Origin of the sequence: Synechococcus sp. 63AY4M2 (assembly GCF_002760475.1) — a bacterium.
In the GTDB taxonomy this organism is placed as follows: Bacteria; Cyanobacteriota; Cyanobacteriia; order Thermostichales; family Thermostichaceae; genus Thermostichus.
In genome coordinates this window covers 2,222,612-2,236,613 of record NZ_AXUX01000001.1, presented here as the reverse complement: position 1 = coordinate 2,236,613, position 14,002 = coordinate 2,222,612, and the positions used below count along the sequence as shown (strand labels likewise).

The window sequence follows — 14,002 nt, the reverse complement described above, 5'->3', positions numbered from 1 at the left end:
AGTTTCCAATTTCCAGGGATCCCCCCGAAGGGGGAACTGGGTGTTGTTTCTACCCTGAAAAGGGAGGGTTGTATGGTTTCCAATTTCCAGGGATCCCCCCGAAGGGGGAACTGCTATCGTAGACGGAGTGCCCATGCTATGGTGGGCGTTTCCAATTTCCAGGGATCCCCCCGAAGGGGGAACTTAGACAGGGAGACGCTCACGCGATCCCCATCATAGTCACGTTTCCAATTTCCAGGGATCCCCCCGAAGGGGGAACGACTAGGTTAGTTTTCTTCCATCAGAGCACGGTAACACTCGTGTTTCCAATTTCCAGGGATCCCCCCGAAGGGGGAACTCTACCCTTATTAAACCCAAGCGGGGCAAGGAATGCAAGGCCTATTTGCGAGGGGGTCGGTCGAAAACGGCAAAAAAGGGCCCCGAAGAGGGGGGGTGAGAGGCCTGAAAGCCTTGTGGCGCAAGGCATCGAGCGGGTCAACGAAAGAATCGGCCTTTGCGGGTTTTGGCGAGGCGCTCGCAGAGCTGCTGATACCGTTTTGGTGTGCTTTTGGCAACATGACCGGGGTTGGGATCCCTAGGGGCGAGGTGCCCTGCCCAGCGGGTTGTCTGCCAGCGGATCCCTGCCGGCAAAATGGTTTAATGGAAACTTAGCAACATTTTTGAGCAGCGGTTGCCCTCTATGGCCGAGACCTTCCTTTACAATGCCTTGCGTGCCGCCCTCGACGAAGAGATGGCCAGGGATCCCAATGTGTTTGTTCTGGGAGAGGATGTGGGCCACTACGGCGGCTCCTACAAAGTCACCAAAGACCTATATCGCAAATACGGGGAGATGCGCCTCCTGGATACCCCCATTTGCGAAAACAGCTTCACCGGCTTGGCCATCGGGGCAGCCATGACCGGCTTGCGGCCTGTGGTGGAAGGGATGAACATGGGCTTTTTGCTCCTGGCCTTTAACCAAATTGCCAACAATGCCGGCATGCTGCGCTACACGTCCGGCGGCAACTTCAAGATCCCGCTGGTGATCCGCGGGCCAGGCGGGGTGGGACGCCAATTGGGAGCCGAGCACTCGCAGCGGCTGGAGGCTTACTTTCAGGCAGTGCCGGGTCTGAAGATCGTCGCCTGTTCCACCCCTTACAACGCCAAGGGTCTGCTCAAGTCGGCCATCCGCGACGACAACCCCGTTCTCTTTTTCGAGCATGTGCTCCTCTACAACCTCAAAGAAGACCTGCCGGAGGAGGAGTACCTCTTGCCCCTGGACAAGGCGGAAGTTGTCCGCACGGGATCTGACGTTACCATCCTCACCTACTCGCGCATGCGCCACCACGTGCTTAAGGCCGTGGACACCCTGCTGGAGCAGGAGATCGATCCGGAAGTGATCGACTTGATCTCCCTCAAGCCCCTCGATATGGAGACGATTGCTGCTTCGGTGCGCAAAACCCACCGGGTGGTCATCGTGGAAGAAGACATGAAAACGGGCGGCATTGGGGCAGAGCTGACGGCCCGCATCATGGAAGAACTCTTCGACGAGCTGGACGCGCCCGTAGTGCGCCTGGCCTCCCAAGACATTCCCACCCCCTACAACGGCACGCTAGAAGCGGCCACCATTGTGCAGCCGGCAGATATTGTGGCAGCGGTGGAGCGGCTCCTCTACGGATGAGACTCTTGCCTGCTGGCAGGCAGTAGCCGGAGGGCGGGGAGTGCCTGCGCCCTTTTGCAAGATACCTATCCCAACCCCAAGGCGGTGTTGCTGGGGGAGAGCCGGTTCCAAATGCTGCCGGCCCGCTATCCCTAGGCGGCTCTGGAAGTGGGGAGGTGATCCTGAAAATCCTGCTGGTCGAACAGGTACACCGTGCGAATCGGGTAGGGAATGACCAATCCGGCCCGGTCACAGGCCTGCTTGAGGGCGATATCACCTGAGTGCGGACGCGGCGCACCTCCGCCTTGCGAGGCCGAGTCCAGTAGCGCACCACAAAATCGATGGAGCTGTCGCCAAAGCCGACGATGTCCAGCTCAAAGGGGGCTCCGCCAGCACTCCCTCCACGCCTTGCATCGCCTCCAGCAGCACCTCCAAGGCTTTGGGCAGGGGTGTGTTGTAGTCGAGGCCAATCTCCAGATCGGTGCGGCGAAAGGGGCGATCGGTTAAGACCGTGATCGGGCTGGTGGGGATCACCACCCGTTCTCCTTGGTAGGTGCGAATCTGGGTGGAGCGAATGCTGATTTCCTCAACTGTACCTTCAAAATCCCCGACGACAATCTGGTCATTGAGTTGAAAAGGCTCGTTCAAAAGCAGCAGCACGCCCGCCAAGAAGTTCTTGAAAATATCTTGAAAAGCAAAACCGATGGCCACCGACCCTAACCCCAACAGCCCGATCAGATCTCCCAGGCGCAGATCTGGGAAAGCCACCACGCTGGCTGCCAGGATCCCTGCCACCCAAGCACCCACTTGGCTGACTTGCACCAGCAGCATTTGTAGGGAAGGGCTGGGGATCCACCGGTTGGCTGCGGATCCCGCCAGGCGCCGCACGGCCCGAACGCCATCTCTAGAAGACTGCGGTTGATGGTTTGCAGTAGTTCGTTCATATCTTCACCCTTGCTACGCTATCGATCACGATGAACGCCAGAGAACGCCATTCGACTTCGGCGGGAACACTCGATCAGGACTCAGGGAGGCTCTCTGTGGGTTCCGCCTCAGCTGGTATCCGCCACGGCTTAGGTTCTGCTGTGCTTGCTACCCTGAAAGAGCCACTCTGCCGCAAGATAGGTTTCAGGGCCGCAGCATGGCCAACTACGACTGGATCGTCGTCGGCGGCGGGATCACGGGGGCAGCCTTGAGCTACGAGCTGGCCCGCCAGGGGGGATCCGTTCTCCTCGTTGAGAAGGAAGCGCTGCCGTCCAGTGCCACTCGCTACAGCTACGGTGGCCTGGCCCATTGGGCCGGGAAAACCCCCCTGCTCAAAGCCTTGGGGGAAGAAGGGATCCAGCGCTACCGCACCCTGTCAGAGGAGCTGGAGGCGGATCTTCAATTTCGCGAGCTGGATCTGCTCATGCCCGTTGCCCCTGGCTACAGGATGGAGGCAGTGGAAGCCGATCTGGCCGACTGTCGCATCCCACCGCAGCGAATTTCTGTAGAGGCGGCCTGTGAGCTAGAGCCGCTTTTAAACCCTGCCGCCCTCGAGGGTGTACTCTGGGCGCGGCATGGCCACATCCACCCCTGGTTGACGACGCTGGCTTTTCAGAAGGCTTTCCAACGCCTAGGGGGATCCCTGCTCTTGCAAACCGTAAGGGCCTTGCGGCGCCAGGGCCGGCGCATTACGGGCGTGGAGACGGATACCGACTTCTGCGGAGCGGCTCAGGTGGTGGTGTGCGCCGGCGGCTGGACACGGGCTTTGTTGCGCCAGGCCGGGATCTGGGCTCCTATCTACTTCACCCACGCCGAATCCCTGGAGCTGGATCCTGCGGAGGTGCGGTTGAGAGCCATCGTCATGGGCGCGCCCGTGCAGCGTTTGGAGCTGGAGCGGCAAGCTGGCCGCCCCGACCGGGATCCCCTCTGGGACCAGCCGGGACAGGAGCTCTGCCCGCCCATCCTGGATGTCGGGATCGTGCAGTTTCTCGACGGCAGCCTTCGCCTGGGGCAGATTAGTCGGGTGCTGACGGATCCCATGGCCGAGGTAGATGCCGCTGCCAGCGAAGCCCAGATCCGGGAACAGGCCGGTCGCTACCTGCCTCAGGTGGCCCGCCTGCCTGGGCGGTGGTATCACTGCTTGGTGGCCTTCAGCGCCGATCACCAGCCTTTGGTGGGATCCCTGCCCGGCTGGGAAGGGCTGCAGCTCTTCTCCGGCTTCAGCAGCCCTTTGGCCATCCTGCCGGCCCTGGCTCGCCGCTTTGCCCAGCAGGCCTATGGACAAGAGGATGAGTGGCTCCCCAGCCTCTCGCCAGCGCGCTTTGCTGGGCCCTCACCCCCTGCCCCGCTCCCTTAGGGAGAAGAGCCCCCCTAGTCTTCAGCCAGCGGTGCCTCCAGCAGGTCTTCCAGGTTGAGTTGCACCTGGCGCTGCAAGGCCTGAATAGCCTGATATTCCTGTTGAATGCTGGCCTGGTACTGGGCAGCCAGAGCGGTGTTGCCCTCGGAAAAGGCCTGATCCCAGAGCTGCGTCCAGTAGCGGTAGCGCTTCTGGCGAATTTCCAACTCCATGTTGGCCAAGGCAGCCCGCACCACCAGGCGCGGACGCATCAGGGCCACGCGGGTATTTTCGTCCAGCCAGAGCAGGTGGCTGAGGCGCTCGTTGAGGTCCTCGTCTTGGGCGCAGAGGGTGCGCAGGGCGGTCAGGAGACCCTCTCCCTGGTCTTCCAGCTCCGGCTGGGCCGAGAGCAGCTCCAAGATCCGCTGCCACAGCTCCCGGTGGGGACGGAAGCTAAACTGCAGCTCCCGCTCCATCAAGGTTTGGCGGATCTCGCGGCGGTACTCGGCAAAGTGCAAAAAGATCTGCAGAAGGTGGGACTCCGATTGCAAAAGTTTGCATCCCTTGGGGGCAGCAAGTTGCCGGGGTTTGGACCAGCGGTACTGGCGCACGGCCCGGCGCAGGTCCTCTTCCAGATCGCGGCAGAGGCGAGCGTTGCCCCGGCTGAGCAATTCCGCCACTTTGTGGGTGTACAGAGAGCGCCATTGCCCGCCCAAACCAGCCAGCAGTTGTACCAGCGCCTGATAGGCCTGTTGGAAATCGGCACCTTGAGCGAGATCCCGACCGGCCAGCACCTGGTCAATTTGCCAATCTAGCCACAGGGGAGCCTGAGCCAGCAGGGCCTCAAATGCGGAGACCGAGTGCTGCCGCAGGAACTCGTCGGCATCTTTCCCGGCAGGAAGGGTGAGGATGCGCAGCTCGATTTCCCCCCGCCGCGCCTGCTCTTCAATGGCCTCGATGGCCCGCTTGGCGGCATTCAACCCAGCGCGGTCGGCATCGAAGTTGAGAATCAGCCGCTTGGACTGGGTATAGCGCAGCAGAGTCTTGACCTGGTGCGGCGTCAAGGCTGTGCCCATCGCGGCTACGGCATAGGCGATGCCGGCTTGGTGCAGGGCGATGACATCGAAATAGCCTTCCACCACCAAGACTTGGTCGGCTTTGGCAATGGCCTCGCGGGCAAAGTTGAGACCATAGACCACCTGGCCCTTGTTGAAAAGTTCCGTTTCCGGGGAGTTGAGGTACTTGGGCTGCTCCTCTCCCAGGGCTCTGCCGGCAAAGCCAATGACCCGCCCCTGCAAATCGAAAATGGGCAGCATGATGCGGTTGCGGAAGCGGTCGTAATGGCCGGATCCCTGCTGGCGCGGCGCCAGCAAGCCGGCTTCTTCTAGAAGTTTGACCGGCTGGCGCTTTTGGTTGACCAGGTACTCGTAGAGCGAGTGCCAGCCGGGGGGAGCAAAGCCGATTTGAAATTTTTGCAAGGTCTCTTCGCTCAGGTGGCGGCTGTGCAGGTACTGGCGGGCGGCGGATCCTATCTGGGAGCGGAGAGCATGCCGATAGAAATCGGCAGCCAGGGCCAAAATCTCCAGCAGCTTTTCCCGGTGGGAGAGTTGGCGCTCGTAGTCCTGGGAGAGGGATTCCTTGGGCTCCGGCACATGGTAGCGGCGGGCCAGGTGGCGCACCGCCTCGGCAAAGGAAAGGCCCTCTATCTGGCTGACAAAGCGGATGACATCTCCCCCCGCCCCGCAGGCAAAGCACTTGTAGATCTGCTTGCTGGGGCTGACCTGAAAGCTGGGCTTGTGGTCGTTGTGGAAAGGGCAGAGGCCGACGAAATTCTTGCCCTGCTTGCGCAACACCACCTTTTCGGCCACCACCTCGACGATGTCGGCCTTCTGGCGCACCAACTGGATGAACTCCGGCGGCAGACTGCTCATGGCCCTGGGGATCCTGCACCCTATGGTACCTGCAGGGGAGTTGACAGGCTGTCTTTTGACCTAACCTGACCTAGTGGAGATAATGGTCTAGCTTCAAAAGCTGGATTTTTCCATGAGCGGTTTTTTGCAGATTGTTGAGAGGAAAATGCGGATCATCAAGTTTTTCTTGCTCCTTTTGCTGGTCGGCGCCGCCGTCTTCTGGGGCCCGCAGGTGGCTTCTGCGGAACCGGATTTGGCTTTGGGTGCCAAGGTCTTTCAGGCCAAGTGTGTGGGCTGTCACTTGAACGGTCGCAACACTCTGGTGGCGGCGAAAAACCTTTCCCTGGCTGCCCTGCACGAGTACCACGTGGATACCCCTGAGCTGATCCAAGCCCAGGTGCGCAACGGCAAAGGGGCCATGCCCGCTTTTGGCAAGCTCCTCAAACCAGAAGAAATCGAAGCCGTGGCCGCCTATGTTCTCGACCGGGCTGAGCACAACTGGAGCAAAGGCTGATGGCTCAGGAGAGGACTCAAGATCTGACCTTGGCTCCGAAAAATTCTGTCGCCCCGGTGCCGCAGGAGCAGGGCTGTGGAGCACAGGGATCCCGCCGCAAAATCTTGTCGGTTGGTGTGGGGGCGCATGGTTTGGTGGCCGTCGGCATCTCCGCCCACGGGGTGGTGGCCATAGGCGTGGTGACCCACGGCATTCTCTCCATTGGCCTGGTGGCGATGGGCGCCCTCTCTTTTGGGCTGGTGTCGATGGGCCTGGCCAGCGCCGGCCTGGTGTCCATGGGCCTCTCCAGTTGGGGTCAGCACAGCATGAGCGTAACCGAATCCCACGGATCCCATCACCATCCATAGGTTTTGCCAGCCAGACCCTGCCTGGTTCTCTTTCCACCTAGCGTTGTTAAGGAGCGTTTGCAATGTTCAGTTTGCAAAGTTACTTGGCCTTGGCCAAGAAATCTCTGCTTGCGCTGGGGATGAGCGTTTTGCCCCTTGCTTCTGCTTGGGCCCATGTAACCGTCCATCCCAAAGAGGCCCCGGCGGGCAGCGTTGCCAAGCTCACCTTCCGCGTGCCCCATGGCTGCGATGGATCCCCCACCATTCGCCTGCGGGTGCAGATCCCGGAAGGGGCGACCTCGGTGAAGCCGATGGTGCATCCCCTGTGGAAAATTGAGACGGTGAAAAAGCCGCTGGACAAACCTTACGAGTCCCACGGGAAGATGATCACCGAAACGGTGGCCGAGGTGATCTGGAGCGGCGGCTCGCTGCCGGATGAGTTTATGGATGAGTTCAGTATCCTTCTCAGGTTGCCGGATCGCCCCGGCGAGACCCTCCCCATCCCGGTTATCCAGGAATGTGAGCAAGGCATGTACCGCTGGATCCAGGTGGCGCAGCCGGGGGAGGATCCCCATAGCTTGCCGGAGCCAGCACCCCTGCTGAAGCTGACGGGCAAAGGAGAGACCCACGGCCACGGGCATGGACACAGCCACGGGCATGGCGCTCGCTAGCCGGGTTTGCCGTTGGGATGATGTCTATCCTCTTCTGGATTCGGGTGGGTCTCTTGTGCGCCCTGCTGTGGGTGGGCGGGATCCGACCCGTTTTTGCCCACGCCAGCTTGCTCTCCACCTTTCCCGAAGATGGGGCGATGCTGCAGGAAGCCCCGGCGCAGGTGCGGCTGGTCTTCAATGAACCCGTGCAGCTCACGCAGCTCCAGGTGCTGGACAGCAACGGCCAGGTGCTGCCCCTGGAAAACTTGGTTAGCAGCGGCAACGCGCCCCAGGGAGATTTGCCTGCGGAGATGCCGGAGGGGGTTTACATCGTCAGTTGGCGGGCCATCTCTGCCGACTCTCATCCGGTAGGGGGCTCGTTTGTCTTCCTGGTGGGGGCGGCGGATCCGGAGCTGTTGCGAGCGGCGAGGGCAGCCCAAGCGGGGGATCCCTTCTATTGGCCGCTGGTGGGGGTGAGCTGGGGGATCTACCTGGGCAGCCTGTTTGTTGTCGGCGTGCTGGGCTGGTGGCGGCTGGTGCGGGGGCGGTCGGGCACTGCCGATGAAATAGAGCTCTCTGCTGAGGCCTGGGCTTTTGCTGCCGCCTGGCTCACCCTCAGCCTGACGCTGGTGGCTTTGGGTTTGCATTTGGCCCAGCTCTACCCCCACTTTGCCGGGCCAGAGCTGCTGAGCGTGCTCATCTCTCCCTACGGATGGGGCACAGGGCTGCGGCTGGTGGGGCTGGGGATCCTGATCTGGGCCTGCGAGGGCGGGCCCCGCTGGGCCAACGGCTTGGGGTCGGTGGCGGTGATAGGGTCGTTTTTGCCCATCGGCCATGCCCTCACCAGCGAGTATCCAGCAGGGACGATGGCCCTCTTGGGGCTGCACCTGGCCGGCTCGGCTTTTTGGTTGGGGGGGCTGTGGGGGGTGGAGCGCCTGTTGAGCCGATTGCGCCAGCGGGACGGAGTCCTTGAATGGACTTCCCAATCGGCAGGTGTCATCCAACGATTTTCCGATGTGGCCACCTGGGCTGTGCCGGGGCTGGTGCTGGCGGGAGTGGGGATGGGCGGGATCCACCGCGGCTGGGACTGGGAGCACCCCTACGGGCAGTACCTCTGGGCGAAGCTGTTGCTGGTGCTGATGATCGTGGGTTTGGGCGCCCACAACAAGTTGCGGCTGCTGCCGGCGTTGCGAGAGGGGGTTTGGTCGGCGGGCCGATCCCTGCGCCAAATTGTCCGCCTGGAGTTGGTGGGGCTAGTTCTGGTGCTGGCCTTGACCAGCTTTCTGGTGGCCCAAGCCCCTCCTGGCCAAGGAGCGGGACCGGCTTGCCAAGAGACATTGAGCTGGCCGGAAGGCAGCCTCCGCCTGCAGATCCTGCCCTGCCGCCCTGGCAACAACCGCATCCAAGTGGAAGTTAAGGGGATCCCCGCCCAGGAGCTGAGCCTGGAGTTTGACCTCCCCGCACGTGGGATCCCGCCTCTGCGCCGCCAGGCGCTGCCAAGAGAACCTGGCCAGTTTGAGGTGGAAGATGTCCTCTTGCCCTTAGCGGGAGAATGGCAGCTCAAGGTAAGGCTGCTGGTGAGCGACTTCGAGGAGCGACGGGAGCAAGTTAGGCTCAGGGTAGAGGATCGCTAAGAGCTGCCTAGGGAGTGAGTCTCTTCTTCCCAAAGGCGACCCTCGTATCCTTGCAACTGGAGAGCAGTTTGGAAGTCCTGACAGGCTCCTTGCCAGTCACCAACGGCAGCGCGGGCTAGGGCACGGTTGCAGTGGGCTTTGATGTGGCTGGGATCCCGTTCGAGAACCTGCGTGTAGTCGCGGATAGCTGCCGCAAAATCTCCCTGTTGGGCGTAGGCCCAGCCGCGGTTGTTCAAGGCCCAGAGGCGCGTCTGCGGATCTGGCTCCAGTTGCAGGAGCTGGGTGTAATCGGCCAGGGCCCTCTCTATTTCCCCCGCCTGATCCCAAAGGAGAGCCCGCCAGAGGAGGGCGTGGCGCTCCTGCGGGTTCAAGGCCAGGACCTGGGTGTAGTCGGCAATGGCCTGCTGCAGCCGGTTGGCCTGGCGGTGGAGATCCCCCCGCTGCCGGTAGGCCAGCGCCGCATCCGCCAGCCCCCAGTCGCGGTTGCAGCCTATGGCCCGGTCGAGATCAGCCAACGCTGCCTCCTCGTCTCCCAAGACTAGGTGTACCGCTGCCCGCAGGGCAAATCCCTGGGAAGCCTGCGGCTGCTCTTGGATCAAGGCCGTGAAATCGGCCAGCGCTCCCTGCCAGTCTTCCAGCCGCTGCCGCGCCATGCCCCGGTACAAGTGGATACGAGCCATCAGATCCAGCCCATGGGGGCCCCCCGGCTGGCCTGCCCACTGCAGCGCCTGGGAGAAATCCTCACAGGCTGCTGCCCAATCTTCTTGCTCAAAGTAGATCTGGCCGCGGTCGAAGTAGAGCTGCGGGTTGCGGGGATCCCGCTCCAGGGCAGCCGTGTAGTCCTGCAGGGCCGCCAAGGGATCCCCCAAAAGCCGGTGAACCTGCCCGCGGCTGCTGCGGGCGCCGACATCGCTGGCATCTAAAGCAATGGCCTGATTCAAGTCTGCCAGAGCCGCTTCCAGGTGACCCAGCTCCAGATGGGCAATCCCACGCTTGAGGTAGGCCTTGGCCAGCCGGGGATCCAACTCCAGGGCGCGGTTGAAGTCGGCCAAAGCGCCTGCCGGATCCCCCAACCCCTGGCGGGCCAGCCCCCGGTAGAAATGGGCTAGCGCCAGGGCAGGATTAAGGCGGAGCGCCTGTTCGCAGTCAGCCAGCGCTGCCTCCAGGGCGTTGCTGCCCAGGTAGGCTATAGCCCGCTGCAGATAGAGCTCCGCTTGAGCTGCCGCCACGGCTCCCGAAGGCTCCTCCCCCTGCGTAGCCCTCAGCGCAATGGCCTGGGAAAAATCAGTAATGGCCCCTTGCAGATCCCCCAACGCCTGCCGGGCTAGACCGCGGCGGTAACAGGCCTTGGGGTGGCCGGGATCCAACTGCAGCGCCTGGGTGTAGTCTTCAATGGCTCCCTGAAAGTCCAGCAACTGCGCCCGTGCTACGCCCCGGTTGAAATAAGCTTCCGTATCTTGGGGATCCCGTCGGAGGACCTCGGAAAAATCGGCTACAGCCCCTTGCGCATCTCCCAACTGGCCGCGCACTACGCCGCGGTTAAAGTAGGCCCGTACTTCCTCGGGGTTGAGCTCAAGGGCGCGGGAATAGTCCTCGATGGCTTGCTGCGGCTGATCGAGCTGCCGGTAGGCATTGCCGCGGCTGTAGTAGGCCAGGGCCCAGTGAGGGTCGAGACGGAGGGCGTGCGTGTAATCAGCAACTGCTCCCTCATAGTTCCCCAGCCGATAGCGAGCGATGCCGCGGTTGAAATAGGTGCGGGCATCTCCTCCCCCCAGTTGGATGGCGCGGGTGAAATCTTCCACCGCTCCTGCCCAGTCGCCAGTTTTGTAGCGGACGCTGCCCCGCTGGCTGTGGGCGCGGCCATTCTGGGGATCCAGTTGGATGGCGAACGTGTAGTCGGCAATCGCCCCCTGCAGATCCCCTTGGCGAGCTTTTTCCTGGCCGCGGGTTACCAAGCGCATCGCCAAGAGTTGATCCACCGAAAGCTGGGAAAGAGCAGGCGCTACACCTTCGGGGGGGGTAGGCAGGAGAGGCCGCAGCGCCTCCATCACCTCAGCCGCCGACTGGAAGCGCTCCTGCCAGCGGGGACAGATCATGCGATCTACAATCTCGGCCAGCTCCTTGCTAACTGGCACCAGATCCCGCCAAAGCAGCTGGCCGGTGCGGGGATCGTCCCGGATCTTGGTGGGGGGACGGCCAGTCAACGCTTGGATGGCCAGCACCCCCACCGAGTAGATATCGCTGCAGGGTTGGGGCTTGCCGCCAAGCTGTTCTGGGGCTATGTAGCCCACCGAGCCGATTACCGTCGCCACCTGGGTTTGACCGGGGGCGTGGCTAACCAATCTCCCCACCTCCTTCACCGCCCCAAAGTCAATCAACACCAACTTGCCGTCGAAGTCGCGGCGCATCAGGTTGGCCGGCTTGATGTCCCGGTGCAGGATCTGGTGGGCGTGGACATGGCGCAGGATCTCGAGAACTTCCCACAGGAGTTGCACGACCTCTGGCTCGCTGAGCGGCTTGCCGTCTACCAGCTCGTGGGTGAGGTCGTGCCCGGCAATGAACTCCTCGACTAAATAGAACTCCTGATCCTGCTCGAAGTGGGCCAAGAGGCGAGGTACCCGGTCGTAGTTGTTGAGCCGGTTGAGAACCTTGGCCTCCCGTTCCAACAGCTTGCGCGCCGTGGCCAGGGTGTAGGGATCCGTCGAGAGCGGGCGCAGGCGCTTGACCACGCAGGGAGTGTTGAAAGTGTCGCGATCCACCGCCTTGTAGGTAACCCCAAACCCTCCTTGCCCCAGAAGGCCGAGGATTTCGTAGCGTCCCCGCAGAATGGCTCCCGGCTTAACCTTGTCGTCCATGGCCGAGCTTGCCCTGCAGTGATCTTGGTCACGGCAAGCTGGCTCGATTCTGCCATAGGCTGGCCTCCTGCAGCGAGCTTGGTCTTAGTCCTGCACGTACTCTTCGCCAGAGAGCAGGGCCGCCTCTGCCTTCTGAAACTCCCGCCCCAGGTAGGCGGCGTGGCTGAGCTGAGAGACGACCTTTTCGCTTTCTTTTTCAAAAATCTGGACGCACAACTCTTTGGCCGTCCGGCCAACGTACACCCGCTGCGGGGAGCGATTGACCGGCCCCCGCGCGGGGATCACCGCTCCAGTCTCCGGGTCGGTGGCCAGCCCCCGCTCGTTGATCACAGTGCTGTAGTACTTAGCGCAAATGAGCTGCTGCTGCCGATCCACATAGATGACAAAGTAGCCTGCCGGGTCTAGCTCCAGGGATCGGCGGGAAAGCTGGTCATCGATGCGGCGCACCTGCTCCCGCAGAGACTCAGAGGAAAAAGACGGCATGGTAAAGTCAAAACGGGTGCCAAAAACGTAGCCAAGACTACCTTCATTATCCCCATTGTGGCCGAGGAATGGGATCCCTAGCGAGGGAATTGCGACAGAAAAAATCCCCTTATTTACCCGTGTTTTAAGGGATTGGCGGCGGCTTGAGGCCCTGGCAAGTTCAGTGGAAAGGCGGATGCTTGCAATTGGGAGCTGAAATTACGGTGGAAGCGGTGAGCTAGGAGTAGTCTCTACCAAGATGCAATCCGCCCAAGCTGAGAGGCCCGTGAGGGTTGGGATCCCTGAGATAGCACCTTTTGGAGAGCAGGAGCCGGCGGGCCATCTCCTCATCGTGGACGATCAGCCCCACAGTCGCCTGTTGCTGGGGGATCTGTTGGAGAGCATTGGTTATCGCGTCAGCGAGGCGGAAAACGGCCAGCAAGCCCTGCAGATGCTGCCAAGCTTGCAGCCGGATCTGGTCCTGTTGGATGTGATGATGCCGGGGTTGGACGGATTCGAGGTCTGTCGGCGCATCAAGGCTGATGAAGAGACACGCCTGATCCCGGTGGTGTTGATTGCAGCGGCCAGCGACCGCAAAAATCGCCTGCGCGGGATTGAGGCGGGGGCAGACGACTTCTTGAGCAAGCCCTTTGACGAGTCCGAGTTGCTGGCGCGGGTGCGCTCCCTCGTTCGCCAGAAGCATCTCAATGAAGACTTGGATCATGCCGCCCAGGTTTTATTTGCCATTGCCCGCAGTGTAGAAAGCCGGGATCCGACCACCGGGGATCACTGCGAGCGGCTGGCAGCCCTGGCCAAGAGCTTTGGCGAGTTTCTCCAGCTACCCCGTCCCCTGATCAAGGTGCTGGCCTGGGGAGGTTACCTGCACGACATCGGCAAAGTGGGCATACCCGACGCCATCTTGGGCAAAACGGGCAAGCACACGCCGGAAGAGTGGGAGGTGATGAAATCCCACGTCCTAATTGGAGAGGAAATCTGCCGCCCCTTGCGCACCATGAGGGATGTGCTGCCCCTTATCCGCCACCACCACGAGCGCTGGGACGGCAGCGGCTATCCCGACGGCCTCAAGGGAGAAGCAATCCCCCTGGTGGCCCGCGTCTTTCAGATTGTCGACATCTACGACGCCCTTACCTCGGAGCGGCCCTACAAGCGAGCCTTCACTGTCCAGGAGGCCATGGACATCCTGCGGCAAGAAACGACCAAGGGCTGGCGGGATCCCTACTTGGTGGAGCGTTTCTTTGAGTTTCTCAGGTCGCGGCTGCCCCATTTGGAGTAGACTGGACTAGTTCCCGTGCTTCAGCGAGATGGCGTCTTTTGGCAGGGGCAGATCCGCTACGTCGCTGTGTCGGCTGTCGCCAACTGTTTCCCCGCTCCCAGTTGTGGCGGCTGGTTAGGCAATACGACACTCACCAGGTGCTTTTGGATCAGGGCATGGGGCGTTCTGCCTACCTCTGTCGCCGCCTCGAATGTCTGCGGGCGGCCCGGCGTAAGCACCAGATGAGCAGAGTCCTCAAGGCAGCAGTGCCCGACTCGCTGTGGCAACTGCTGGAGCAGCAACTGCTGCGCGATTCTGAGGCCCAGAGCCCCCCGGAAACATCAGCCCCGGGGGCAAGCGCTTTAGACAAAACCTAGGCAGCTCCAGAATTGGCCAAGTTAAGATATTGAAACACCTTTTCA

The 14,002-nt window shown here is 61.8% G+C and carries 12 protein-coding genes and 1 CRISPR repeat array; of the genes, 8 read left to right on the top strand and 4 right to left on the bottom strand.

Annotated features, from left to right (window positions below; translation table 11 throughout):
• Position 1: 1 nt before the first annotated feature.
• Positions 2–338: direct repeats of the CRISPR family, unit length 37 nt; unit sequence GTTTCCAATTTCCAGGGATCCCCCCGAAGGGGGAACT.
• A 341-nt stretch (positions 339–679) separates the two neighbouring features.
• Positions 680–1,657 (top strand): alpha-ketoacid dehydrogenase subunit beta, encoded by a 978-nt coding sequence (locus tag SYN63AY4M2_RS09910; protein WP_011431127.1) that lies wholly within the window; start codon positions 680–682, stop codon positions 1,655–1,657.
• A gap of 252 nt (positions 1,658–1,909) precedes the next feature.
• On the opposite strand, the gene SYN63AY4M2_RS09905 is transcribed toward SYN63AY4M2_RS09910, so the two are convergent.
• Positions 1,910–2,524 carry a mechanosensitive ion channel domain-containing protein gene (locus SYN63AY4M2_RS09905; protein WP_049749784.1) on the bottom strand — a complete coding sequence of 205 codons (615 nt, stop codon included), beginning with the start codon at positions 2,522–2,524 and terminating at the stop codon, positions 1,910–1,912.
• Between the two features lie 253 nt (positions 2,525–2,777).
• On the opposite strand from SYN63AY4M2_RS09905, the gene SYN63AY4M2_RS09900 reads away from it, so the two are divergent.
• On the top strand, positions 2,778–3,977 hold the full coding sequence (locus SYN63AY4M2_RS09900; RefSeq protein ID WP_099812872.1) for an FAD-binding oxidoreductase: 1,200 nt from the start codon (positions 2,778–2,780) through the stop codon (positions 3,975–3,977).
• Between the two features lie 14 nt (positions 3,978–3,991).
• Here SYN63AY4M2_RS09900 and dnaG read toward each other — a convergent pair whose 3' ends face one another.
• Positions 3,992–5,887 (bottom strand): DNA primase, encoded by a 1,896-nt coding sequence (dnaG, locus tag SYN63AY4M2_RS09895; protein ID WP_011431129.1) that lies wholly within the window; start codon positions 5,885–5,887, stop codon positions 3,992–3,994.
• Between the two features lie 145 nt (positions 5,888–6,032).
• On the opposite strand from dnaG, the gene SYN63AY4M2_RS09890 reads away from it, so the two are divergent.
• The 4 genes from SYN63AY4M2_RS09890 (at position 6,033) to SYN63AY4M2_RS09875 (ending at position 8,990) form a co-directional block, all read left to right on the top strand.
• Positions 6,033–6,380 (top strand): c-type cytochrome, encoded by a 348-nt coding sequence (locus tag SYN63AY4M2_RS09890; protein ID WP_011431130.1) that lies wholly within the window; start codon positions 6,033–6,035, stop codon positions 6,378–6,380.
• Complete coding sequence (locus tag SYN63AY4M2_RS09885) at positions 6,380–6,727, top strand: hypothetical protein (protein WP_099812870.1); 348 nt, start codon at positions 6,380–6,382, stop codon at positions 6,725–6,727. Before SYN63AY4M2_RS09890 ends, SYN63AY4M2_RS09885 begins: the two co-directional genes overlap by 1 nt.
• Before the next feature lie 62 nt (positions 6,728–6,789).
• Positions 6,790–7,377 (top strand): YcnI family protein, encoded by a 588-nt coding sequence (locus SYN63AY4M2_RS09880; protein WP_099812869.1) that lies wholly within the window; start codon positions 6,790–6,792, stop codon positions 7,375–7,377.
• A gap of 17 nt (positions 7,378–7,394) precedes the next feature.
• Positions 7,395–8,990, top strand: coding sequence for a copper resistance protein CopC (locus SYN63AY4M2_RS09875; protein ID WP_099887355.1), 1,596 nt, complete (start codon positions 7,395–7,397; stop codon positions 8,988–8,990).
• Here the strand turns inward: SYN63AY4M2_RS09875 and SYN63AY4M2_RS09870 are convergent.
• Positions 8,987–11,845 carry a serine/threonine-protein kinase gene (locus SYN63AY4M2_RS09870; protein ID WP_099812867.1) on the bottom strand — a complete coding sequence of 953 codons (2,859 nt, stop codon included), beginning with the start codon at positions 11,843–11,845 and terminating at the stop codon, positions 8,987–8,989. The genes SYN63AY4M2_RS09875 and SYN63AY4M2_RS09870 overlap by 4 nt on opposite strands.
• Before the next feature lie 84 nt (positions 11,846–11,929).
• Positions 11,930–12,328 carry a DUF4346 domain-containing protein gene (locus tag SYN63AY4M2_RS09865; RefSeq protein ID WP_099835776.1) on the bottom strand — a complete coding sequence of 133 codons (399 nt, stop codon included), beginning with the start codon at positions 12,326–12,328 and terminating at the stop codon, positions 11,930–11,932.
• Positions 12,329–12,566: 238 nt separating this feature from the next.
• Between SYN63AY4M2_RS09865 and SYN63AY4M2_RS09860 the strand changes: the two genes are divergently transcribed.
• A complete protein-coding gene (locus SYN63AY4M2_RS09860) occupies positions 12,567–13,601 on the top strand; it encodes a two-component system response regulator (protein ID WP_011431136.1) in 1,035 nt (344 codons plus the stop codon).
• 38 nt (positions 13,602–13,639) lie between these two features.
• Positions 13,640–13,957 carry a YlxR family protein gene (locus SYN63AY4M2_RS09855; protein ID WP_011431137.1) on the top strand — a complete coding sequence of 106 codons (318 nt, stop codon included), beginning with the start codon at positions 13,640–13,642 and terminating at the stop codon, positions 13,955–13,957.
• Positions 13,958–14,002: the final 45 nt, after the last annotated feature.

Coding starts and splice junctions, on each gene's coding strand:
- SYN63AY4M2_RS09910 (WP_011431127.1), top strand. CDS start 680: ATGGCCGAGACCTTCCTTTACAATGCCTTGCGTGCCGCCCTCGACGAA.
- SYN63AY4M2_RS09900 (WP_099812872.1), top strand. CDS start 2,778: ATGGCCAACTACGACTGGATCGTCGTCGGCGGCGGGATCACGGGGGCA.
- dnaG (WP_011431129.1), bottom strand. CDS start 5,887: ATGAGCAGTCTGCCGCCGGAGTTCATCCAGTTGGTGCGCCAGAAGGCC.
- SYN63AY4M2_RS09890 (WP_011431130.1), top strand. CDS start 6,033: ATGCGGATCATCAAGTTTTTCTTGCTCCTTTTGCTGGTCGGCGCCGCC.
- SYN63AY4M2_RS09885 (WP_099812870.1), top strand. CDS start 6,380: ATGGCTCAGGAGAGGACTCAAGATCTGACCTTGGCTCCGAAAAATTCT.
- SYN63AY4M2_RS09880 (WP_099812869.1), top strand. CDS start 6,790: ATGTTCAGTTTGCAAAGTTACTTGGCCTTGGCCAAGAAATCTCTGCTT.
- SYN63AY4M2_RS09875 (WP_099887355.1), top strand. CDS start 7,395: ATGATGTCTATCCTCTTCTGGATTCGGGTGGGTCTCTTGTGCGCCCTG.
- SYN63AY4M2_RS09870 (WP_099812867.1), bottom strand. CDS start 11,845: ATGGACGACAAGGTTAAGCCGGGAGCCATTCTGCGGGGACGCTACGAA.
- SYN63AY4M2_RS09865 (WP_099835776.1), bottom strand. CDS start 12,328: ATGCCGTCTTTTTCCTCTGAGTCTCTGCGGGAGCAGGTGCGCCGCATC.
- SYN63AY4M2_RS09860 (WP_011431136.1), top strand. CDS start 12,567: ATGCAATCCGCCCAAGCTGAGAGGCCCGTGAGGGTTGGGATCCCTGAG.